The sequence below is a fragment of the Clostridium lacusfryxellense genome (assembly GCF_018861735.1).
Taxonomy (GTDB): Bacteria; Bacillota; Clostridia; order Clostridiales; family Clostridiaceae; genus Clostridium_AD; species Clostridium_AD lacusfryxellense.
On sequence record NZ_JAHLEB010000020.1, the window covers coordinates 65,111 to 86,577 of the forward strand.

Annotated in this window: 26 protein-coding genes, 1 rRNA gene, 1 riboswitch and 1 other annotated feature; of the genes, 6 read left to right on the plus strand and 21 right to left on the minus strand. The window is 29.7% G+C overall.

The window, feature by feature from the left end; genetic code table 11:
* Nucleotides 1-99 precede the first annotated feature (99 nt).
* From KPL55_RS12980 to KPL55_RS13050, 15 genes are all read right to left on the minus strand, one after another.
* A complete protein-coding gene (locus KPL55_RS12980) occupies nucleotides 100-855 on the minus strand; it encodes a hypothetical protein (protein WP_216307157.1) in 756 nt (251 codons plus the stop codon).
* Entirely contained in the window at nucleotides 842-1,765 is a 924-nt protein-coding gene (locus KPL55_RS12985; protein ID WP_216307158.1) for an ABC transporter ATP-binding protein, read from the minus strand. Before KPL55_RS12985 ends, KPL55_RS12980 begins: the two co-directional genes overlap by 14 nt.
* Nucleotide 1,766: 1 nt before the next feature.
* The gene (locus KPL55_RS12990; RefSeq protein WP_216307159.1) at nucleotides 1,767-1,991 is read right to left on the minus strand and encodes a PLDc N-terminal domain-containing protein; all 225 of its coding nucleotides are present in this window, start codon (nucleotides 1,989-1,991) and stop codon (nucleotides 1,767-1,769) included.
* Between the two features lie 95 nt (nucleotides 1,992-2,086).
* On the minus strand, nucleotides 2,087-2,299 hold the full coding sequence (locus tag KPL55_RS12995) for a hypothetical protein (protein ID WP_216307160.1): 213 nt from the start codon (nucleotides 2,297-2,299) through the stop codon (nucleotides 2,087-2,089).
* Nucleotides 2,299-2,730 carry a hypothetical protein gene (locus KPL55_RS13000; RefSeq protein ID WP_216307161.1) on the minus strand — a complete coding sequence of 144 codons (432 nt, stop codon included), beginning with the start codon at nucleotides 2,728-2,730 and terminating at the stop codon, nucleotides 2,299-2,301. Before KPL55_RS13000 ends, KPL55_RS12995 begins: the two co-directional genes overlap by 1 nt.
* Nucleotides 2,731-3,261 (minus strand): RNA polymerase sigma factor SigY, encoded by a 531-nt coding sequence (gene sigY / locus KPL55_RS13005; RefSeq protein WP_216307162.1) that lies wholly within the window; start codon nucleotides 3,259-3,261, stop codon nucleotides 2,731-2,733.
* Between the two features lie 197 nt (nucleotides 3,262-3,458).
* Nucleotides 3,459-3,656 carry a hypothetical protein gene (locus KPL55_RS13010; RefSeq protein ID WP_216307163.1) on the minus strand — a complete coding sequence of 66 codons (198 nt, stop codon included), beginning with the start codon at nucleotides 3,654-3,656 and terminating at the stop codon, nucleotides 3,459-3,461.
* 62 nt (nucleotides 3,657-3,718) lie between these two features.
* Nucleotides 3,719-3,985, minus strand: coding sequence for a DMT family transporter (locus KPL55_RS13015; RefSeq protein ID WP_216307185.1), 267 nt, complete (start codon nucleotides 3,983-3,985; stop codon nucleotides 3,719-3,721).
* Nucleotides 3,986-3,993: 8 nt separating this feature from the next.
* Nucleotides 3,994-4,350, minus strand: a complete 357-nt coding sequence (locus KPL55_RS13020; protein ID WP_216307164.1) for a DMT family transporter — start codon at nucleotides 4,348-4,350, stop codon at nucleotides 3,994-3,996.
* Nucleotides 4,351-4,503: 153 nt separating this feature from the next.
* On the minus strand, nucleotides 4,504-4,830 hold the full coding sequence (locus KPL55_RS13025; RefSeq protein ID WP_216307165.1) for a hypothetical protein: 327 nt from the start codon (nucleotides 4,828-4,830) through the stop codon (nucleotides 4,504-4,506).
* Between the two features lie 292 nt (nucleotides 4,831-5,122).
* Nucleotides 5,123-6,568, minus strand: coding sequence for a DEAD/DEAH box helicase (locus KPL55_RS13030; RefSeq protein ID WP_216307166.1), 1,446 nt, complete (start codon nucleotides 6,566-6,568; stop codon nucleotides 5,123-5,125).
* A gap of 217 nt (nucleotides 6,569-6,785) precedes the next feature.
* Complete coding sequence (locus tag KPL55_RS13035; protein ID WP_246599469.1) at nucleotides 6,786-7,181, minus strand: hypothetical protein; 396 nt, start codon at nucleotides 7,179-7,181, stop codon at nucleotides 6,786-6,788.
* A gap of 253 nt (nucleotides 7,182-7,434) precedes the next feature.
* Nucleotides 7,435-8,568: a glycerate kinase family protein gene (locus KPL55_RS13040; protein ID WP_216307167.1), complete on the minus strand. Its 1,134-nt coding sequence runs from the start codon at nucleotides 8,566-8,568 to the stop codon at nucleotides 7,435-7,437.
* A 23-nt stretch (nucleotides 8,569-8,591) separates the two neighbouring features.
* Entirely contained in the window at nucleotides 8,592-9,848 is a 1,257-nt protein-coding gene (locus tag KPL55_RS13045) for a GntP family permease (RefSeq protein ID WP_216307186.1), read from the minus strand.
* Nucleotides 9,849-9,951: 103 nt separating this feature from the next.
* Nucleotides 9,952-11,013 (minus strand): CdaR family transcriptional regulator, encoded by a 1,062-nt coding sequence (locus KPL55_RS13050; protein ID WP_216307168.1) that lies wholly within the window; start codon nucleotides 11,011-11,013, stop codon nucleotides 9,952-9,954.
* Between the two features lie 244 nt (nucleotides 11,014-11,257).
* Between KPL55_RS13050 and KPL55_RS13055 the strand changes: the two genes are divergently transcribed.
* The 3 genes from KPL55_RS13055 (at nucleotide 11,258) to KPL55_RS13065 (ending at nucleotide 14,072) form a co-directional block, all read left to right on the plus strand.
* Nucleotides 11,258-11,719, plus strand: coding sequence for a DUF4342 domain-containing protein (locus KPL55_RS13055; protein WP_216307169.1), 462 nt, complete (start codon nucleotides 11,258-11,260; stop codon nucleotides 11,717-11,719).
* Between the two features lie 177 nt (nucleotides 11,720-11,896).
* A complete protein-coding gene (locus KPL55_RS13060; protein WP_216307170.1) occupies nucleotides 11,897-12,580 on the plus strand; it encodes a response regulator transcription factor in 684 nt (227 codons plus the stop codon).
* 145 nt (nucleotides 12,581-12,725) lie between these two features.
* Nucleotides 12,726-14,072, plus strand: coding sequence for a sensor histidine kinase (locus KPL55_RS13065; protein WP_246599473.1), 1,347 nt, complete (start codon nucleotides 12,726-12,728; stop codon nucleotides 14,070-14,072).
* Nucleotides 14,073-14,105: 33 nt separating this feature from the next.
* On the opposite strand, the gene KPL55_RS13070 is transcribed toward KPL55_RS13065, so the two are convergent.
* On the minus strand, nucleotides 14,106-14,327 hold the full coding sequence (locus KPL55_RS13070; protein ID WP_216307172.1) for a YdbC family protein: 222 nt from the start codon (nucleotides 14,325-14,327) through the stop codon (nucleotides 14,106-14,108).
* A gap of 483 nt (nucleotides 14,328-14,810) precedes the next feature.
* On the opposite strand from KPL55_RS13070, the gene uvsE reads away from it, so the two are divergent.
* Nucleotides 14,811-15,773, plus strand: coding sequence for a UV DNA damage repair endonuclease UvsE (gene uvsE / locus KPL55_RS13075; RefSeq protein ID WP_216307173.1), 963 nt, complete (start codon nucleotides 14,811-14,813; stop codon nucleotides 15,771-15,773).
* A gap of 74 nt (nucleotides 15,774-15,847) precedes the next feature.
* Here uvsE and mgrA read toward each other — a convergent pair whose 3' ends face one another.
* Both mgrA and KPL55_RS13085 read right to left on the minus strand, forming a co-directional pair.
* On the minus strand, nucleotides 15,848-16,840 hold the full coding sequence (gene mgrA / locus KPL55_RS13080) for an L-glyceraldehyde 3-phosphate reductase (protein ID WP_216307174.1): 993 nt from the start codon (nucleotides 16,838-16,840) through the stop codon (nucleotides 15,848-15,850).
* A gap of 27 nt (nucleotides 16,841-16,867) precedes the next feature.
* Nucleotides 16,868-17,554, minus strand: coding sequence for a DUF554 domain-containing protein (locus tag KPL55_RS13085; RefSeq protein ID WP_216307175.1), 687 nt, complete (start codon nucleotides 17,552-17,554; stop codon nucleotides 16,868-16,870).
* Nucleotides 17,555-17,732: 178 nt separating this feature from the next.
* Nucleotides 17,733-17,982: a binding site (T-box leader), on the plus strand.
* Between the two features lie 128 nt (nucleotides 17,983-18,110).
* Between KPL55_RS13085 and KPL55_RS13090 the strand changes: the two genes are divergently transcribed.
* Nucleotides 18,111-18,623 carry a tryptophan transporter gene (locus KPL55_RS13090; protein ID WP_216307176.1) on the plus strand — a complete coding sequence of 171 codons (513 nt, stop codon included), beginning with the start codon at nucleotides 18,111-18,113 and terminating at the stop codon, nucleotides 18,621-18,623.
* Between the two features lie 79 nt (nucleotides 18,624-18,702).
* Here the strand turns inward: KPL55_RS13090 and KPL55_RS13095 are convergent, their stop codons facing one another.
* Both KPL55_RS13095 and KPL55_RS13100 read right to left on the minus strand, forming a co-directional pair.
* Complete coding sequence (locus KPL55_RS13095; protein WP_216307177.1) at nucleotides 18,703-18,846, minus strand: hypothetical protein; 144 nt, start codon at nucleotides 18,844-18,846, stop codon at nucleotides 18,703-18,705.
* Between the two features lie 153 nt (nucleotides 18,847-18,999).
* Nucleotides 19,000-20,028, minus strand: coding sequence for a molybdopterin-binding protein (locus KPL55_RS13100; RefSeq protein WP_216307178.1), 1,029 nt, complete (start codon nucleotides 20,026-20,028; stop codon nucleotides 19,000-19,002).
* A 155-nt stretch (nucleotides 20,029-20,183) separates the two neighbouring features.
* A riboswitch (cyclic di-AMP (ydaO/yuaA leader) is annotated at nucleotides 20,184-20,312 on the plus strand.
* 30 nt (nucleotides 20,313-20,342) lie between these two features.
* On the opposite strand from KPL55_RS13100, the gene KPL55_RS13105 reads away from it, so the two are divergent.
* A complete protein-coding gene (locus tag KPL55_RS13105; RefSeq protein WP_216307179.1) occupies nucleotides 20,343-21,083 on the plus strand; it encodes a LysM peptidoglycan-binding domain-containing protein in 741 nt (246 codons plus the stop codon).
* 288 nt (nucleotides 21,084-21,371) lie between these two features.
* Here the strand turns inward: KPL55_RS13105 and KPL55_RS13110 are convergent.
* Nucleotides 21,372-21,467 (minus strand): 16S ribosomal RNA (locus tag KPL55_RS13110); the annotation flags it as partial.

Below are 21,467 nucleotides of genomic sequence, written 5' to 3' on the forward strand. Positions count from 1 at the left end.
GCTAGTTGTTATGAAAATCACCCCCTATAGTTCTAAAAATCTTCTAAATTCATTATTTAAATCCATTTTTAAATTATACCATTCATTTATCGTTTATACCTAAATTACTTCAACTTTATTCATCCTAAAGATAGTTAATATAATAAAAATCAAGCTAAATACTATTGAAAATACGATAGCAAATAAATAGTTTTCTAGTGTAAATAAATTTGCACCTACTATTAATTTATAAGGCATAAAATTTCCAATTGTTTTGCTATTTGCAAGTGTAGCACTTAGAAAAGCTATCATCAGAGTTATAAACCCTGCTGTTACACTTTTTTTAACTAAGCTGCTGAAAAGTGTTACCAATGTAATATTGAAAAAGAAATACACTGACATTAATATAGATGAGTTAATTATACCTGATAAACTAGCTTTTTCACCTTCTAACAAAATGTTTCCATAGTAATAACAAGTAAAGAACCCTACAAATGTTAATATAATTACCAAAATAGTATAATGAGTTATTTTAGCTAGCACTATACAAGATGGTTTGCTTCCCTTAGAATATGGAAACACTAATTTTTCTCCATTTATCTCATCACTCAAAGTACTTGCCACAGTGAATACAATAAACAAATTTCCAATTTGAAAAAGATGGTTGATATAACTGTTAATTGCACTTATAGGCGTAGTAACAAAAAGTGAACTTAAATCACCTTGTGATTGTTTTTCTAATATTTTAGGAAGTATCTTTAGCATAAAAGGGTCTAAAATAGCAAATGCAATAATCCCTACTGCAAGTATTATATATTTGTATTGTCTACTTGATTCCATTATTTCTTTTTTAAAATACGCCTTAAATGTTCTCATTTTTATTCACCATCCTTATAAAAATATCTTCAAGATTACTTTTTCTAAGATTATAAGATAAAATATAATTTTCAATCTTCATAAGCACTTTCAATAGTTCAGATTTTGCAACATCTAAGTTATTAACATAGATAGAAGCCTTATTTCTATTTATAAAAACTTTATCTACCCACGTAAAGTCTAGTATTTTATCTAAATCTACACATTCTTTTTCAAACTCTATATCAAATATAGGCTGGATATACTTATTCTTTAAATTCTCTAGGTTATCCGATAAAAGTATCTCACCTTTATCCAAAATACTTACCTCATCACAAATCCTCTCAACGTCACTTAAAATATGAGTAGATATAAATATTGTTGTTCCCCCATAACTCAGATCTTTTATAAATTCTAATATTTCCATTCTTCCTTCAGGATCTAGCGCCGATGTTGGTTCATCTAAAAATAGTATTTCTGGTTTATTAAATAAAGCAACTGCTATTCCTAATCTTTGCCTCATACCACCTGAATATAACCCTATCTTTTTCTTGCCATGTTCACTTAACTTTACTATGTCTAAAATTTCTATAATCCTTTCCCTTATCATTTTCTCGGGCATTCTATCTATTTCACCAATAAAGTGCAAATATTCACTTGCATTCATATAATTATAAAACACTGGATTTTGCGGAAGATAACCAACTTTTCTTAATAATTGTAGTTTATTGTTCTTAAAATCTTCTCCATTTAAATATATTTCCCCACCGTTAAAATCAATTAATCCCGATAATATATTCATAGTCGTAGTTTTCCCAGCTCCATTAGGACCTAAAAATCCATATATTGTTCCCTTTTTTATTTCAAAGGATATATTCTTAAGCACCTCAATATTCCCATATTTTTTATTTAGATTTATAACTTTAATCATATTAATCACGCTCTCTTCCTATTAATAAAAAAGCTATACCACCTATTAATTGAATAAATATTATAATTATGGCCCATGACCACTTAGGCAAAAATTTAACTCTATCCACCCTTAGCCTATATAAGCAGAAACCCACAAGAACAAGCTCCATAATAATTATAGGTGCTAATAATTTTATTATCTCAACTATTTCCATTCCATTTATTAAACCTATTCCTTCAGACATATATTATTCCCCCTTTTATGTTTTCATAGCTTTAACGAGTTAATCTTCAAAAAGTTCATTTCAAATAAAAAAACTAGCTACTAATTTCTCAGTAGCTAGTTTTTCCTTTTTTTATTTAGTATTACTCGTGTAACTAATAGATAGATAAGTAGATGACCTGGTAAATTCATCAGTGCAAAGATTCCCCAAAACCAATAATATTTTTCCTTACGCTTTCTTGCATCGAAAAATACCCAAGCCCCTTGTACTAAAAGCATAGGAATAACTATAACCAGCAATATAATCAGATGCTCATTTGAAATCGCCATCAAGTTTCACTTCCATTTCTTTTGATTGCCATAGTAGCCATTCCTATCCAAGGGAAGATTATTAAAATAATAATCTGTGAAATGATTAATAACTTAGGACCTATTATAATTATAGCTAAAGCATATATTGAAAGAATAAAAAAGGATACTAATATAAAGAGAATGAATTCTGTTTTATCTTTCCTGTTTTCTCTTATAGCTTCTCCTTGTTCTATTATTCCTAAGGTATTAATATCAAAATCAAATATGTCATCATTGAACACATCCATTTTGATATTTGTGGAATCTAGTTTACTTTTAAATTCTAAAGCTTTATCACTATGCATTAATATTTTGTCCACTTTCTCATGAGTTTCATTATAAAACTCATCTATTAAAGCTTTTTCGATTTTACTGTGCAATGGATCTTTAATTTTATCAGAATCCTTCATTTATATAATCTCCTTTCTTTCGATTTCTTTTATTATATACTTAACGGAATTATGAAGTCTTGATCGAACTGTACCAATAGGGCAGTTTAAAATTTGTGATATTTCCGCGTATTTATAACCATAATAATGTTTTAATATAAATACTACCCTTTGTGCGTATGGTAACTTTAAAATTATTTTCATTATTTCTTTATATTCATAATTTGCTATTACAATATCCTCTACTTGTTTGCCTTGATCATTCAAGTTATCATCAATTAAACCATGAATTTTATTTTTTCTTAAATAATCCTTATAAACGTTAGTAGCTATTTTTATTAGCCATGTAGAAAACTTTGCTTTAGGCTCGAATTTATTTATATTTAGGACTGCCTTAAGCAGTGCATCTTGTACAATATCCTGAGCTAAATGCGGGTCCCCTACCATTTTAACAACATACCCTTTTAAAATATTAAGATTGTCTTGTAAAAGTGAATTCAATGCACTTTTATTGCCAGTCTTAGCCTCCGTAATAAGCTCTAGCTCACTCAATAATAATCACCTCTAATATTCATTTAACGAAAATAACAATCAAATAGTTCACTATAATTATAAATTAATTATTACTTATTATATTTTCTTTAAAATATAACCTTATTTCTATGGCTTATTATACACCTGCATTAAAATTTTAGGGAAGATACTATAGCTGTATCCTCCCTATCCATAAAATTCATATAAAATTAATTTTATTTTTCAGTCTTTTTCCCATATATTTTATGTAATATTAAATCATATTGTCCTAACTTATCCGCTAACATATGCCAATTCTTATGTTCTGCATTTGCAACGTTTATTTGATTTTTTTCTATATTTTCAATTCTCGCGCTAATATCCTTAATGTCATTTTGCATTTGTTTTAACATTTCTTTAATTTCATTTTCCATAATTCTCTCCTTTTAAACTTTTTAATAAACTCTGTCTACCTATATTAATACATCTGAATTTATTATACAATCATTTCTTTCTTGTCAACATTAGAATTATATATTATTCCTAAAAGAATTAATAATCCACCAATAATTTTACCTTTTGAAATAAACCCATCTCTAAAATAATCAATAATTATACCTGTAAAAAGCTGTCCTATAAATATTAATAATGTAGTATAAATAGTAGGTATTTTAGGAATTACAATACTAGAACTTGATACAACTATAACACCAAGTACTCCGCCTAAAAAAATCCATAGTGGCAACTTAGAATAACTACTTATTGATAAATCTACTTATAAATACCCAAACCAAATAATCCATAACTATCGATAAAGCTAGCTAATACTAGTTGTCCGAATATACCTAATGATAAAGTTAAAGAAGCACCAATGAAGTTAAAGCATAAATCATTTAGGAACACAACCATTACCCCTATTATTCCTGCACTAAAAAAATAAAATGGAATGTTTTTATGCGTATTGAATTTTTGTTTTTTTAAAATTAAAACAATAATTAAAGAAATAAGTCCAACTATATGAATTATTAATATTGACACATACTGATCTGTATAATTTGCTAAAACCCCATTAAAGGTAACCATTATAGCAATTAATATCCCTATAAACACCGCCGCTGATCTATACACTTAGATTCCCCCATTCTTTAATTGCTCATTATGCCATTAATTTGTTTGAGTAAGGAAATATTCACCTTCTATAACATGAAGGGTATGTATTGTTATACCGCTATTCGCTTATAACAATACATACCCTTCAATCCTACTTGTGTAATATCAATATTACCTAATTCCGTTCATTTTACCCTTTAGCGCCTTAACTCTACCATTCACATAATTTGTTAGTTCACGCATATTATCTTTTATTTCATTAGGTGCACTAGTAACCATTGTAATTATATCTAATTTGTTACCTTTAATTTCTTTAGCAACTTCATAAGCTAAACACTTATTTTTCATTTTCCAATAGGTAACATTAAACTGATCCGCCTGACGTTTGTTGTAATATCCTTTTTCAATCCCAAATTGAAATAAGTCTGCAGCTGATTCTAATTCCTCTAAATCTTGAACATCCATTGTTTCATTAACTAAATCTTGAAATGCTTTCATTATAGCTCTCCTTCTTAACAGGTAATATTTTTATTATGTTGTAATTGCTGTGTCAAATACCTTCTAGTTGTAGTTTTTTAGAAATTCACCATTAACCAAATCTTTCCCACAACTTTTATATTTTAACACATATTAAAGAATATTTAAATTATATTTATACACAATTTTATAACTCTATAGTTATTCTGTCAAATTAAGAAGTATATTATTACTTAAAATATAAAAATAAGGCAGATAATTAAATTATCTGCCTTATTTTGAATCGTATATTATTTATTATATTAATTAAGTGTTACTTATTTGCTTTTTCAACTCTAATAGTCTTCCCTTTAATCGAACCGTTTTTAAGGGCTTCTAACACTACCATACCTTTTCCATTCATAATATCCACATGAGAAAAATTATCTTGAATATCTATAATACCTATATCCTCAGAGCTAACTCCCTCGATATTGCAAATAGTTCCCACAATGTCAAGAGTCCTTATTTTTTTCTTTTTTCCTGCGCTGATATATATTTTCATTATGTCACTACTAAAATTAGATGCTTTAGTCTTTTTAATAACAGGTTTAGCATCATGTTTTTTGTAAAACTCATCTCTAAACGGCTCTGATTCTTCTTTTGTTGGAATTACTCCTTTTGGTATCTCCATGCCTATATACTGTTCTATTGCTTGTAAAAATTTTTTTTCATGGTGGGTTACAAAAGTTATAGCTTTCCCTTGTTTTCCTGCACGCCCAGTTCTACCTATTCTATGTACGTAATTACCTTTTTCTAGTGGCAAATCAAAATTTATAATATGTGTTATATTTTCCACGTCGATTCCTCTAGCTGCAACATCAGTAGCTACTAAAAATCTAAATTCTCCCTTTTTAAATCTATCCATAGCATCTAATCTATCATTTTGAAGCATCCCACCATGTATCTTGATACATGAATAATGACGATTTTTCATTTGAACAGTTATTGAGTCAACATTTTCCTTTGTTCTACAAAATACAATACAAGAATCTGGATTATCAATATATAGTATTCTCTTAAGTAGGCTAATTTTTTTATCTTCTTCTACTTCATAACATATTTGTTCAATTTTATCAACGGTTAACTTTTCTGGGTTTATTTCTACTTTAACAGGATTTATCATGTATTGCTTGCAAATTGCTTCAATTGATTCAGGAATTGTAGCTGAAAATAGCATAGTAATCCTATTTTTAGGAACAGCCTTAATAACCTCCTCAACTTGTTCTATAAATCCCATACTAAGCATTTCATCTGCTTCATCTAATATTAGATATTTTACCTTATCTAAATTAATATTACCTCTTTCTATGTGGTCTAATGTTCTTCCTGGAGTACCTACTATTACGTGTACTCTTTGTTTAAGTTGTTTCTTTTGCATAGATATTGGTTGCTTACCAAAAACAGCTATCGCTCTTATTTTTTTATATCTACCTATATTGGTTATATCCTGGCTAACTTGAAGCGCTAATTCTCTTGTTGGCGTGAGCACTAATGCTTGAGGCTCTGTTTCATCAATATCGGCACTTTCGCAAAGAGGTATAGCAAATGCCGCTGTTTTTCCGCTACCTGTTTGTGATTTTACAATAATATCTTTACCTTTAAGCGCTATAGGTATTACCTGCTCTTGAACCTCAGATGGATTTTTATATCCTAAACTATTAATTGCTTTTAATATTTCTTCACTAATATTAAATTCCTCGAATTTTATGTTACTCATTTTAACTTCCCCTTTGTTTCATATGTAATTTTTATGTATATACTAAATAAATATTTAACCCATAAGTTTATAGTATACCATGTTTAAACTTAATATTCATATCTTAATTTTTATAAACTATAATTTTATTAGATTTTTTATACTTATTTTATATTCATATAATTAATTTATATGAAAAGGGATAATGAATTTAATCATTATCCCTTTATTTAGGTACTTAATTATTGGCTTCACATGGATATATATAATTAGCAGCGGTACGAATTTCTAATTCAACAGGGTCACACCTATCGTCATCTGGAAGTACAAATACTAACTTACGTTCAATGGTACCACCTGCGTTGCTACCACACTCATTGTCCTTACATACTATTGTAGTAAACCCTCTAAAAGCTAGTATTCTTCTACTTTGGTCATATATAATACATGCAACACACACTCTTTTGTTATAACATACATTGTTAACTCTTATTCTTACGCTTAATAATCTAGCACCGTTTTTCTCCATATCTACTGGATCTGCAACAACAGTAGTACATAAGTCACATGACCCTAATACAACGTCATCATCTCCTGAAGAAACTGATTGATAATTTCTATCATCCTTACTCATTCAATAAAACTCCCTTCTATATATCAATTTATAATGTAATCCTATAAGTTATAAGTTATCAATGGATACATATATCACTACTGTTTATCTGATATATTGATATTGATATATGTACTTATAGAATTTTAAATTTGTTTACTTATTCATCATTATAAATTAATATCTAGTTTTATTAATGAGCTTAATATAATATATTCAGTGGTACAAGTATTGGTTAATAGAAATTAATAATTTATTTTATTAAATAATTTTATTATTTACTAAGCAATATAATTCTAGCTATATTTTCACAAGTTCGCTCTACATTTTCCGGTCCTTTTTCAAGTGCTTTATCAATATCACCTGCCTCTGATAAAATTCCTATTATTGAAGTTATCCCATGCTCATATAAAGGCTCTATTCCATCGCCTATACGTCCTGCAAAGGCAATAACAGGTATATTGTATTCTTTGGCTATTAAAGCTACTCCCATAGGGGTTTTTCCGCAAAGTGTTTGTCCATCTATGCTACCCTCTCCAGTAAATACATAATCAACGTCTCTCATTTTCTCTTTAAGGTCAGTATGTTTTGTAACTAAATCTATTCCCTTTTTAAGTTTAGCGCTTAGAAATGCAAGAAACCCTGCACCTAGTCCCCCTGCCGCTCCTGCCCCAGGTATACTTTCAATATCTAAACCTAACTGTTCTTTTATAATCTTTGCATAATGTTTTAAATTCTCATCTAAAATTTCCACCATTTGGCTAGTTGCACCCTTTTGAGGTCCAAAAATATAAGAGGCACCATTGGGTCCTGTTAAGGGATTATTAACATCACAAGCCACTTCGATTATTGTATCTTTAAGTCTTTTATCAAGGCCACTTAAATCAATTTTATGAAGAAGATTTAAATACCCACCTCCCTGATTAATCTCTTCATTATTCTTTGTTAGTAACTTTCCTCCAAGTGCTTGTATCATTCCAGCGCCACCATCATTTGTGGAACTACCACCTATTCCTATAATTATATGATTAACCCCTAAATCTAACGCTGCTTTAATTATTTCTCCCGTACCATAAGTTGAAGTTAATAATGGATTCCTTTTTTTCCTAGGCACAAGATGTAACCCACTAGCACTTGCCATCTCAATTATTGCTATTTTCTTATCGCCAAGTATACCAAATATAGCTAGCGTTTCATCACCGAGAGGTCCTCTAACTATTGTTTTGCATATTTCTCCTTCTGTTGCATCTACTAGGGACTGCACAGTTCCTTCTCCACCGTCAGCCATTGGTACCTTAACACACTCTGCATATGGAATGATTTTTTTTATGCCTCTCTCCATAGCATCCGCTACTTCTTTTGCTGTCATACTTTCCTTAAACGAGTCTGGTGCTAACATAAATTTCATATATCTGTCCTTTCAAAAGTTATTTATTTCAGTATTCCAAATATTATAGTTGATACTATTGTCATAGTTAAACCTACTAATGATTCATATGGTATAAGTTTTAATCTTTCTTTCATATCCATGAATATACTTCCACCTGTCGCATGAAAGAAACTTCCGTGTGGAAGATGATCTAAAACAGTTGCTCCACTATGAATCATCGCTGCTGCAGAAATAGGGGATATCCCAAGTTCTAATATGGTTCCACCAAATACTGTACTTGCTACTGCAGTACCAGATGTAGTTGATGCTGTAGCCCCAGACATTAAAATTCCAGCTATTGGCGCTAATACATATGCCGGAAGACCTGAATTACCAAGGCCTTGAACAATTACGTCTTTGAGCCCAGAATTAGCTATAATTCCTGCAAGAGTTCCTGTTCCAATAAGTAAAATTGCTACTCCACTCATTTTAGTTAGTCCAACAACTGAATACTTATTTAAGTGTTTTATTTTGCCCATAGCAAATGCTCCTACAGCACCGCCGATTGGTAATGCTATTAATGGGTCAATGCTAATTTTAAATAATGGTCTTAAAGAAAGTAGGACTATAGCAACAATTGGTCCAGCAATGGCTGCTAAAAAGCTTGGTTTCTCTTCAACTTCAGAATCAACTTCACCTTTTCCAACAAAACTTCCTTTTTTAATTAATTTTCTTGCTATTATACATGTAACTATAAGTCCAAATATTGCTGGGACTATCCCTGCTGCCATTACTGACGTCAATGGAACTTTAAATGCGTCTGATGCTGCGATAGCATTAGGATTAGGAGACATAATATTTCCTGCCTTTCCTCCACCTATCATAGCAATAAGAATTGATGCTTTAGATAAATTAGCACGACTGGCAATAGACATTGCTATTGGTGCTACTGTAATAACTGCTACATCTACAAAAACTCCTACAGCTGTTAAAACAAGCGTTGCTATTGCTAATGCTACTAAAGAATTATTTTCACCTATTTTGTCTACAATAGTTTCTGCAATCTTAGCAGCCGCACCTGATTCAATAAGGACTCCTGCTAGTACGCCTGCCGTAAGTATTCTAAGTATTGCTGGCATGATACCTTTTGCACCATCAATCATAAATACTACGGTGTTTGTTAGTCCTACTCCACCCACTAAACCACCAATTATTGCACCTAATATAAGTGCATATGCTGGATGAACTTTTTTTATTATTAAAAAAATTGCTAATATAAGTGCAATAATTGCACCTAATGCAGTTACTTGCATATTAATTCCTCCTTCGTTGTTCTCTTTCCTATATTGTAAACGAGTTCAGATAAATTAACATTAGGCACTTGTTTAATATTCAATAGACAATTATTGTGCATTTGAACAATTATAGCTTTGATAATATATACGCGGTATATAATTGGAACAAATCAATAAAATTTTTAGGATTTTTCCCAGTAACTTCTTCAATTTTTTCTAACCTGTAATTCAGTGTGTTTCTATGAATATGAAGCGAATCAGCAATTTTATTTACTTGACCACTCATATTTATATAAGTACTCAATGTTGAAAGTAAATTTAATTGATTTTCTACTTCTAAACTTTTAATTATTTTTTCCATATCATTATTACCTTTAAAACTTGCTAATAATGATATAAAGGCTAAATCTTTGTATAAATGAATTTTATTTTCGTTTTCAAGTTTTTTTCCGATTTTAATCGCTTTTGTTGCTTGTTTAAATGATATTCCAAAAACATTCTCATGAATTCCTATTCCTATTTGTATACAACACTCTTCATCCTTGCTTAAGAATTTTTCTAATCGCTTAATAACAAGACTATCATAAAACATAAAGGCAACTATAGTTGATGGATTTAATTTAAGATGAAATTCATCAATCCTCAAAAAGTTTATTAATTTACCTTTTACTTTTTCTAAATATTCATCCCTAAATGTTAAAACCACAGCTACCCTAGGAATGGATACATCAATTCCTAAAGAATCCCCTCTTTCTCTAAAATCCTGACTATAGTTTTTGTTTAGATAAATCAATTCGAATAAAAATTCATCCTTTAACTGTTCATTAATTCTTCTTTGAAATAAAACATACTCTTGATTAACTAGAAGTTCTGCAGTTATTCTAACGAGTTCGACAAAAGGACGTACCACATTAGGTTCACCTGTAATGCCTATAACACCAATGATTTTGTCTTGAAAAATTATTGGTGTATTTACTCCTGGCTTGGTACCCACACCACCCATCATAATTTCAATCATCTTTTTATTTGATATAGCTTCCATCGCACCCTCGTGCAACTTATAGAGCCTATTTTTATCTCCACTTCCTATAATTATCCCCTTATCATTCATAATATTTACGTTGTATGGTATAACGTTCATCATTCTATCTACTATATTTTGTGCTTGTTGTGGCGTTAACGTTATCATATGTATTTCACTCCATTTTATTATTTATTAATGTCCCTTAAATATATCACTCTTATTAGTACCATTAAAATATAATATTATAAAAATTTCTAATGTAATTTTAATCTTCTGCTAATAAAGCCTTAATTATCCCATCTTATAATAAAACTATAGAAGATATCTACTATACTTTTTAATAATTAATTAAATTTAATATTAAAGAGAGATTTTTAATTACCCTAAATATAAAAGAGGAGGAATAAATATGTCAATAAATTTACAGCAAATTGATGAATTAAGAAAAAGAGCAAATGTTTCCTACGAGGATGCCAAAAATGCATTGGAGCAAAGTTCAGGGAATCTTATTGAGGCCCTAGTAGATCTTGAAAAACAAAATAAAATCAAACCTGAGAATATACCTTGCTCAGAAAGTAAATTTTTCAATAAAATTAAAAGCCTTGTAAAAAAAGGCAATAAGGCGAAATTCTTAATTAAAAAAGAAGATACGGTGGTATTAAATATTTGTCTAAATATTGCTATTATAATAACTATAGTAGCTACGCCGCTAGTTATTGTAGGACTAATATTTGCTCTTCTAACAAATCATAAGATAAGAATTAAAAAAAGCAATGACGAAGATTCAGACGTTAACAAAATCTTCGATAAAATGTCTGACATCGCGAGTAAAGTAAGCGTTAAAATTAATAAGGAAATGAAATCTGAATAGTTCTCGAATACCAAATAACCTACATTTTATTAATGTAGGTTACTTTTTCGAAAGTATTTAATTAAAATTATACTATTTAAATATGCAACAAATTATCTGTATTTATATATAAAATAATATATAATAATATTATTGTTATTATATTATTATGTAATATATTTGGAGGTATAGTTTTATATGAGTGGACAAAAGATTTTAATAATTGAAGATGAAATAAAAATAGCACGATTTCTCGAGCTAGAACTAAAGTATGAGGGGTATATTGTTGAGCAATGTCATGATGGGCGTGTTGGCTTAGATAAAGCTACAAGTGAAATATTCGATCTTATACTTCTTGATATAATGCTTCCATCATTAAATGGCCTAGAGGTTCTAAGAAGATTAAGACAATTGTCATCTGTGCCTGTAATAATGCTTACTGCGAAAGATGAAATTATGGATAAAGTTATGGGACTTGATATAGGTGCCAATGACTATATGACAAAACCTTTTGCAATTGAAGAATTACTTGCGAGAATAAGGTCAACATTAAAAAATATGCCTGCAATCAAAGAGACTTTAAATGTATTATCAATTAGAGGGCTAACCCTTGACTTAGATCAACGTATGGTCACCTATAATACTATCCAAATAGAATTAACTAAGACAGAATTTGATTTACTAAAGTATCTAATGGATAATAAAAATATTGTTCTTACAAGAAATAAAATCATAGATATTGTATGGGGATATGAATATATGGGTGATACAAATGTAGTAGATGTATATATTAGATATTTAAGAAGTAAAATAGATGATAAATTTAGTGTGAAGTTTATTCATACGGTTCGAGGGGTGGGATATGTTTTAAAAGATGAATAATTTAAAATTTATCGTTAAGTTATTATTACAATCATTACGGTTAAGTTTTAAGATTATCACAATAATCCTTATGTTTATACCAAAAATACTAAAAAAATTTTCCCACATAATACATAAGAGATTAAGGTTTTCAATTAGTTTTAAGATGACTGCAGTGTATACTCTCATTTTTTCTAGTACACTGTTATTTTTAAGTGTTGGGTTAATTATAGGATTTAAATTTTTCCTGTTAAATGAGGCTCGAGGTGAGCTAAGTAAATATAGCGTCCTTGCAGTAAATTATGTTAAAGCAAATAATGATATTCAAGATATTAATGGCTATATTTTTTCTAATGTAAAGAATGTAACCTTGAGTATATTCAATGAAAAAGAAGGCCTCTTATACACCACCCAAAAGGATAAAAAAGATCTAATTTTTCAAAAAGACGATCAACCATTCGCAGTCATTAATAGTCTAAATCAACAACTTGTTTTTAATACAACTAAGCTAAATCACAATAATCAAATCATTTTCTTACAATTTTCTAAAAATTTAAATAAGGAAAATGATTATTGGGGTGCTTTTGCTTTAATTATTTTCATCATAAATATATTTTCTTTAATTGTTACTTTAAGTATTGGTTCTAAAGCAAGCAAAAAGATGCTTATGCCTATTAAAAATATGACAAAAACCACAAAAGCTATATCTATTAATGCCTTAGAAATGAGGCTCGATGTTAGTAATTCACATGATGAATTAAAACAGCTAGCTGAAACTTTTAATGATATGCTTGATCGTATTCAAAATTCATATGAAATTCAAAATCAATTTGTATCAGACGCCTCCCATGAACTCAGAACCCCTATAGCTGTCATAAAAGGTTATGCTAATATGTTATCCCGGTGGGGAAAAGATGACAAATCAGTCCTTGACGAATCTATAAATGCTATTAAAGGTGAATCTGAAAATATGCAGCAATTAGTTGAAAAACTTCTCTTTCTAGCAAGGAGTGACAACAATAGCCAGAAAATTCACAAAGAAGAATTTTATATTAATGAATTAATAGATGAGATCATAAAGGAGACAAAATTAATTGATTCCTTCCATGTAATCACAACTAATATTAATGAAAAGTCTACCATTTATGCAGATAAAAAGTTGATAAAACAATCATTACGAATTTTCATTGACAATAGCATAAAGTATACCCAAGTTGGCGGAAGTATTAAAATAAATAGTTATCTTAAAAAGAAGAATTTAATTATTGATATTATAGATACAGGAATGGGGATTCCAAAAGAGGATCTTCCATATATTTTTAATAGATTTTATAGATGTGATAAATCAAGAGCAAAAGAAAGTGGTGGAACTGGTCTTGGATTATCCATTGCAAAATGGATTATAGGAATGCATAATGGTTCTATAGTTGTTGTAAGCAGACCTGAACTAGGAACAACCATAAGTGTTGGTATTCCAATAAAAAACACAATTAATTATAAAAAGCAGAAGTAAACTATAGTAGACTTCTGCTTTTCTAGTTATTACCTATAAATTCATTTCATTAAGTAAATTTTTAAGTTTTATTAGTTCTTCCTTAGATATAGTAATTCCTTTTCCCATTTTCTCATGTTCCGCAGACCAATCTCTAATATCGTACTTAGCTTCTTTATCGTTCCAACTTATAAGGTTTATTTCTTTTCTCCACGCTTTACTCTCTTCTGATAACACTCCTATAGTTTCTTTTATTTCATACTTAATATCTGCCACATTAATCCCTCCATTAATATTTTCTCAATATTTTATATATATCTTAACCTAATTCAATGAAACTCGTCAAACATATCAAATATTTATTCAAATATATGCATATTGTTTTACATACAGTATAGTTTTGTGATATGATTAAATTTGGGTTTGTTAATAAATCTATTCAGCTATTATAATAGTTTAATAATATGGTTTTAAAATCATCAAAATATTGTTTATATCTTTTAAACTAATCAAATTTACAAAAGGTTATCTCTTAAGTAAATTTACAAATGTTTATTTAATATATATACAATATTTAGAATTGACTTCATTATGAGTAGTCAAATAATTATAAAACTATACTTATTAAAGAATATTATGATTACAGAATGGATTTTGATATGATTGTGAAACAATTAAAATATATTAAAGAATATCAGTTAATAGAGATGTTTTAATTTATATTCAAGGATATAACTATATTATATGAGGAGTGATATTATGCAAATAAGATTAGGCTACGTTGCTACGGCTTTAAAGGCGGCAAAAATAACTTCTGCAAGCACAGTAACTTTTTCTACATATACTAAACAATCGACGGCGAGAGATAAGCTTGAAAAGCTACAAAAGGTAGCGGTGTCAAACGTCAATGATTTGTATAAGATTCTAGAATATACTGTAAGAAACAATGTCCACTTTTACAGAATAACTTCTGCTTTAATACCTTTAGCAACCCATCCTGAGGTTACAGATTGGGAGTTTAGACGAATTTTGAAAATGGATTTTGAATGGCTTGGAAATTATATTAACAATAATAATCTAAGGGTAGACACTCATCCTGATGAATCTAATGTAATAAATAGTTCTAAGGAAGAAGTAATAAAGACTACCGCAAAAAATTTGCAGTTTCACGCAAATCTATTTAAAGATATTAATTATCCTTTAGGAAAAATGGTATTACATATTGGAGGAAAAGAAGGCGGTAAACTTGCTGCTACAGAAAGATTCTTTAAAAACTTCAATAACTTACCAAAAGAAATAACTGATTTATTAATATTTGAAAATGATGATAAAAGTTTCACTACCAAAGAAGTCTTAAATATATGTAAAGAAATACATGCTCCTATGGTCCTAGATGTACATCATCATAACTGTAATAACGGTGGCGATGAGCTAGAACCAATGCTTGCAGAAATATTTTCTACTTGGGAAGGTCAACCATTACCTCCAAAAGTTCATTTTTCAAGCCCGAAAACTGGAGAAAAAGATAAGAAACATGCGGATAACATCGATCCAGCTGCCTTCATCGAATTCATTGAAAAATGTATTCCTTTAGGAATGGACTTTGATATACTAGTAGAAGCAAAACAAGCAGATTTAGCTTTCCATAAACTTCTTGAGGATGTAAAAATCTTCAAACCTGAGTGGACTTGGCTTGATAATAGTACTATAGAATTTCTATAATATACCTCTATAAAAGAAAAAACTTCAACATTATATTGTTGAAGTTTTTTCTTTTTTAAGAATGATAAAATATCCTAGTCTACCAACGACTCTTCTATTTTAATAAGTTCTTCATTTGTAAATTCCAAATTATTAAGTGCAGCAACATTATCTTCAATCTGACTTACTTTGCTAGCCCCTATAAGCGCCGAAGTAACTTTTCCCTCTCTTAATACCCATGCTAAAGACATTTGGGCTAAACTTTGTCCCCTTTCTTTTGCTATTTCATTAAGGTTATATATTTTTTTAAGTTTATCCTCTGTAATATCCTTTGAGCCTAGAAATTTAGATGATCCTGCTGCTCTTGAATCTGCAGGTATACCATTCAAATATTTATTAGTTAGTAACCCCTGTGCTAATGGCACAAATGCTATAGTGCCTATACTTCCTTCTGAAAGTACTTGTTGGAGTTCTTCCTCAATCCATCTATTAAGTAAAGAATAAGATACTTGACTAATTACAACTGGGGTTCCTAATCTCTTTAATATAATTAAAGCCTTTTTCATCTCTTCTGCTTTATAATTAGATAACCCAATATATAATGCCTTACCTTGTCTAACCATTAGATCTAAGGCATTCATTGTTTCTTCTAGTGGAGTATTTGCATCCGGTCTATGATGGTAAAATATATCTACATAATCAATTCCTATACGCGTTAGACTTTGATCTAAACTAGCTGTTAAATATTTTTTTGACCCATTGTCTCCATATGGTCCTGGCCACATATAATAACCTGCTTTTGATGAAATTATAATTTCATCTCTATGTTGAGCTAAATCTGTTTTTAATATTTTACCGAAATTTTCTTCTGCTGCCCCCTCTGTAGGACCATAATTGTTAGCTAAGTCAAAATGCGTTATACCTAAATCAAATGCTTTTTGAATTAAGTGGCGGCTATTATCAAAAGAGTCATTATACCCAAAATTATGCCAAAGTCCCAGTGAGATTGCAGGCAATTTAAGGCCACTACCACCACATCTGTTATAAATCATTTTATCATATCTACTTTTTGAAGCAATATAATTCATAAATACTCTCTCCTTTATTTTATAATTTTAAATTCCAATAATTGATTTAAATATGTAATAAATAAGTGGTATAAAAATAGCTGGTAGCATATTTCCTACTTTTATTCTTTTAATATCCAGCATATTTGCACCGATTGCTACAATAAGCAATCCTCCAACGGCAGACATTTCGTTTACTACAGAAGTTATTAAAAATTGTTTCATAAGAGACGCTGTTAATGTAATAATACCTTGGTATATAAAAACTGAAATAGCTGAAAAACATACTCCAATGCCTAAAGAGGATGAAAAAATAATTGCAAATATACCATCTAGTAAGGATTTAGCATACAGTATACTATAATTTCTAGATAGACCACTCTCAAGTGATCCCATTATAGACATTGCCCCTACGCAAAATACCAAACTGGCTGTTACAAATCCATTTGCTATTCCATTTTTACTCGAGATTTTACTTTCTAGCCAGGCTCCAACATTCTCTATACCTTTTTCAATATTTATAACTTCACCAATTAGAGTTCCTAATGTAACACAAATAATTAATAACAATATGTTATTTACTAAAAGTGCACTTTTTAGTCCAATAACAATTACGCATAAACCTAATGCTTTCATAATTGTTTCATTATATTTATCTGAGATTTTATTCTTAAATACTGAGCCAATAAGCCCCCCGAGTAATATTGATAATGAATTTACAACCGTCCCTAACAAAAATACCTCACCCCCTATTACTGATAACATTTACAGTAATTATAAACTTAAAATGCATTCTTTTCCACTAAAAACACCATTTTTTTATTTTTTTACAGAATGATAATTTTTAAAAATAAAATATGTATTTACATTTTAAAATTATAATGCTATACTCCATATAACATTTAAAAATAATATAAATTCGTAGATCAGGAAGAGTAGTTAAAGTGATGCAATTTAAGAGAGCTGAGGATAGTGTAATCTCAGTATTGATAACTTTAGTGAATGGACCTGCTAGAAGTAACCCGAAATCATATTTTGAGAGTAGTAGTTACCGGATGCCCACTGTTAAAAGGGCTAGAGTATTTTAGTACTCGAAATATAAGATATGCTTAGTTTTTTGTAGCATAATTTAGGTGGTACAGCGAATATCCTTCGCCCTAATACAGGGCGGGGGTTTTTTTATTTTAAAAAATAAATTAAGGTGGTGATTAATTTGATGTACTGAAAGATACTTGCTTTAAAAATAATATCAAAAACAAAAATAAATTATTTTGAAAAGGAGCTACTTAATATGAAAACAAATAAAATAATATTAACTTCCCTACTACTTGCAATAGGTCTTATATTACATCAAATTACACCTGGTATAATTTTTGGAATGAAACCTGATTTACAATTGGTATTTATGATTTTGTCCATAATATTAACTAAAGATTTTAAACTTGCTTTAATTACGGGAATAGTTGCAGGTATTTTATGTTCATTAACTACAACTTTTCCAGGTGGTCAACTTCCTAACATCATAGATAAAACAATAACCTCTATAAGTGTATATTTTATTTGTAAAAATTTCAACTTTAACTCACCACTTAAATTATCAGGTATTTATTTTCTTGGCACTTTAATAAGTGGAAGTATTTTTCTAGGTTCAGCACTTGTGCTATTTGGTTTACCTGCACCTTTTCTAATACTATTTGTAACTATTGTACTACCAACTTCGGTGCTTAATACTTTTATAGGATTTTTTCTAGAAAGGCTTATTATAACTAATCCAGCCATTAAGAGTAATTTTATAAACAATTAAAACTAACTTAATGTTAGATGTATTAATAGATAATTAAGGAATCACCCTCTAAATAAAGGTTGATTCCTTAATTAAAAGTTTATTTTTCTTCTTTAGGATAATATTCCTTAAAAGCGTCATCATAACCTTCCGGTTTTTTGAATTCCTGAACTTCACTAACAAATGTCTTTTTGTTTTCAGTTATCTTTTCTTTACTTACTGTTTTGTTATTATCTTTCTCCACAATAAAACCTCCTTATTTCATTTTTCCAAACACTAGTTTTATGAATCTACATATAGTATTTGCAAAAATGTAAAATATATATGGTTTTAAAAGTTATTTATTATTTTTTTTATTTTTATATTTCTCTAATATCCTTATAAAATATTAAAGAACTTATAATGAAGATTTTCCAAAAGGACATACAGGGTATCTACATACCTCACATTTCAAACATAACCCTCCATTAGCTAAGGCATTAAAATCTTTCTGTTCTAAAATCTCTCTTGTAAGTACTCTTGGAAATATTAAATCAAAAACTGTGATTTTATCATACATTCCACAAGCTGGTATACCTATGATAGCAACTTCATTTTTGTATGATAACATGAACATTGCACCAGGGAGAACAGGAGCCCCATATGTAACAACTTTGTCCGCCACCTCTTCTATTGCACTCGGAGTTACATCGTCAGCATCTACAGACATGCCACCTGATATGAGAATAACCTCTGCTCCACATTGTAGAAAAGATTTTATGCATTCTTTTATGTTTTCTTTAATATCCGGACTATATTTAATACCAAATAATTGTCCGCCATATTCCATTATCTTTTCTTTTAATATAGGTGCAAATTTATCTACGATCCTACCATTATAGACCTCAGTCCCAGTTACAATTATTCCAACCTTTAATGGCATAATTTTTTTTATTGAAATGATCTTACCCAAACTCCTACAAATATTTTCAGCCTCGAGTATTTTATCGTTTTCTACAATTAGCGGTATAGCCTTCGTACCAGCTACAATAATATCTCTTTCAACTAACGTATTATTGTGAACGGATGATAAAATAATAGATTGAATGCTATTAATCTTATTTATTGCTTCAATATTTATTTTCACTAAACCTCTGAACGCAGATTTTAAATTTACTCTGCCTTGTGATGGCCCTTCTAAATAAATCCCCTCACCTGCAGCAGAATTTCCTAATCGCAATGCCGCCTCATCTTCATGCACTTGATCTTCTGTTAGATTTATAACATTAATGTGATTTTTACCCATATTCCTCAATTTCTCAATATCTTCAACTTTTATAATATGTCCTTTTTTAAAAGTAGCCCTTTTAAATTCTCCTGGTATAATTTCAGTTAAATCATGACCTATAACCATTCCTACTGCATCGTCAAGCATTACATTCATCATACTAAATCCCCCTCTTTATTATCATAATGTTATATTAACAAAGTATGCATAGGTAGTGTTTTTTATTCTAATTTATAAAAAACAAAAAAACTAAACACAAATTGAGGATTACAAATTCTAACATAGGTTATTTTGTCGTTTTATGTTACAATATATACATTACTTTGCCAAATCTTCTTAATGAAGAACGGGGGATTTCAATATGGGGTGAATCTCTTTTTTAGAGTAGGGTTCCTTTGACCCGAATCCGTCAACTAACTTCGTAGGCATTTAAAGGAGGACTCGTTATTATTAAATTAAATTTAAAAACTACTTTGTTAGCGTTAAGCTTAACTTTAGTAAGTAGTAGCTCTGTATTTGCTGCATCATATAAAGTTAAACCAGGTGATACGTTATATAAGGTCAGCAAGGCTTATAACACAACTACAAACGTTTTAACAAAAGATAATGGACTATCAAGTGACACAATATATGTTGGACAGGTATTGAATGTTCCAACCAATACTTATAATGTAGTAAGTGGAGATACACTATTCTTCATAGCAAAGAAATATAGTATACCATTAGAAGAGCTAAGAGTTGCAAATGATAAACTAGGCGATATAATTCACCCTGGTGATGTTATTAAAATTCCGACTTCTTCGGAAAATGGACAGGCTCCACCGCGTGACGCTTCTAAAGTTATAAAGTATTCAAATAGCGATGTAGATTTATTAGCTAGGCTAATAACCGCTGAGGCCTCTGGTGAGAGCGCGAATGCTATGCTTTCTGTAGGTGCTGTTGTTGTCAATAGAGTCCAAAGCGCGCAGTTTCCAGGCAATATTAGCTCAGTAATTAACGAAGTATGTGATGGAAGTTATCAATTTACTCCTGTGAAAAACGGCATGATTGATAAAGTGGCATCTAAATCTGCAACAAGTGCAGCTTATCAGGCTTTAAAAGGAAACGATCCAACTAATGGAGCTTTGTTTTTCTTCGATAACACTGTAACAAATGAGTGGTTAACTTCGAAACCAGTAGCTACTACTCTAGGCAATTTAATTTTTGCTTACTAATCGAACATCATAGTTGGTTATAAACTTAAAACAAACTTTCACATTAGGTGGAGGTTTGTTTTTTATATTAATACCATTTCTCTAATAGTCTACATTAATTAAAAAAATAAAATAAGCTATTGTATAAACATTACATAATGTTTATACAATAGCTTATTTTATTTTCAGATTATTAGTCTCTCAAAATTAAACAGAGAATTAGGTACGAGTAATTACAATAGATATTTTTGAAGAATAAATTAATATTCTTCTAGTACTTTGACCGAAATCAAAGCATCTACTCCCTAGAAAGGAGGTGATCCAGCCGCAGGTTCTCCTACGGCTACCTTGTTACGACTTCACCCCAATCATCAATCCCACCTTCGGCCGCTGGCTCCTTACGGT